Genomic DNA, 1,693 nt, shown 5'->3' with positions numbered 1-1,693 from the left:
TAGGCTTTCCCTGTAAATCACTTTCGTGTATGGTTATACATTAAAAAATGAAATAATATTCAAAAGCTGTATCATTCAAAGGTGCAGCTTTTATTTTTTTATACTACCATGGGAGCAGTTCTTGGCTTTTGGATTAACAAAATGATATTTTATAATTGAAATTTGACAAAAGGGCATACCTATCCCATGCACAAGATTCCAAGCTTTTAGGTTGTTTCAGCCATCTTCTTGTTGCCGTGTTCTTTTGCTAATTTTAACCGCATTGGCCGTCATGATGCCAAACAGAATCCACACGATTTCATTGTTTTGGGTTCTGGCTTTTACCTTTCTTAGTCCATAATGGTTTTTTTCGTTGCCGAAGCTCCCTTCCAATGCTGTTGCCCTTTGTCTGCCCAGCTCTTGGCGCATTTTGCTTGTTTGTTTATCATGTTTCGGGGGACGCCCTTTTCTGGGCAGGCAGGTACATATCTTGTTTTCCGTAATGAACGTTCTGTTTTTGTTTGTTCCGTAAATGTTGTCGACACCCAACTGGTGAAGCTCGCCGAAATGACGATTATGCTTGTCAACGCAACCTTTCAGGCAAAGAGCCTCGTTGTACGGGTCAAAGGACAGCTTGTCGATAAGGTTGATCCCGTCCACTTGATAGATGTGCGCCTTTGCGCCGAATTCGACACGTTTGTTTTCTTTCCCCCTGATAATGGGACGCAGGTATGGTTTGAAAAACGACACGATACGGTTTTTCACGTACTCCCCCGGGTGTTCGTGCATATAGGTCTGTTGCCGGAATATGGTGCGTACCGTTTTCAGTTTTTCCTGAACGCAAAGGTATTTTGCGATGTTCAAGAACGCTGCATTTTCGGCCAGCAACGCATCCATAAAAACAATGCCCTGGTTCAACAAGTACAGCAGGCTGTTTCTCCGTCGCTTTCTTAACTTGAAAGTTTTCTTCCTTGTTTTTGAGAAAGCCAGCTGTTTGATGGATTGTTCGCGGTATTTGTGACGGGGGCGTTTAACCCCAAGTTCCTTGCACAGCACATAAATACATTCAAATATCCATACGCAGCAGTCCCACAGGAGCTTTTCGTCCGTTGGGTATTTAACGTAACTTTCGTAAGCCGTCGCATCGAACAGGCTGCAATGGGTGTTTCCCATGTGGGGACTCCATTGCTCGATCATAATTTCCTGAAAGGTTTCCAGGGACAGGTTGTTGCCGATGTAACTTCTTATGCGAGAAGGAAGGTTGCGGTCGCGGATACGGTCGTTGTCCCCAAACTGCCTGCCGCAAAACATCTGAAGCTCCCAATCCGTGTTTATCCTGTCCACGAGCATCTCGTCACTCAGGTTCAAGTAATGCTTCAGAAACATCACGGCAAACATGCCTGCATTGCCGAACCAAGATGGCGCACCGGCGGTGCCTTCTTGTCGAATGGGCAGGGTAGTGCCCAACTCTTCCAAGGGTAACGATGCATGGATTTTTCCAAGTTTTGTCTCTTTGAATATTTGAACTCTGTGTCCGCAAGTTTCTTCTTCCGAAAAAAGCTTGGGTAAATTATTTTTTGTATATTTATTCATGTTGAAAAATGTAAAAACCCCGATTTTCCTATTAATTTAGGCTTTTTCGGGGTTTTTTAATAATTTATTTCTCAACATGTTATTGACATGCAGTCTGTTATATATAAAAAGGCAGACCCTA

Annotated in this window: 1 protein-coding gene; it reads right to left on the bottom strand. The window is 43.4% G+C overall.

The window, feature by feature from the left end; genetic code table 11:
• Positions 1-216: 216 nt before the first annotated feature.
• Positions 217-1,572: a transposase gene (locus tag ACRD64_RS25200; protein ID WP_430937404.1), complete on the bottom strand. Its 1,356-nt coding sequence runs from the start codon at positions 1,570-1,572 to the stop codon at positions 217-219.
• Positions 1,573-1,693: the final 121 nt, after the last annotated feature.

This window comes from Saccharicrinis sp. 156, from assembly GCF_050589685.1.
In the GTDB taxonomy this organism is placed as follows: Bacteria; Bacteroidota; Bacteroidia; order Bacteroidales; family Marinilabiliaceae; genus Saccharicrinis.
The sequence above is the reverse complement of the archived record's forward strand: the minus strand, read 5'-3'. Positions and strand labels throughout refer to the sequence as shown.

Bases quoted from the DNA above. Each gene is read 5' to 3' on its own strand.
- ACRD64_RS25200 (WP_430937404.1), bottom strand. From the start codon at position 1,572: ATGAATAAATATACAAAAAATAATTTACCCAAGCTTTTTTCGGAAGAA.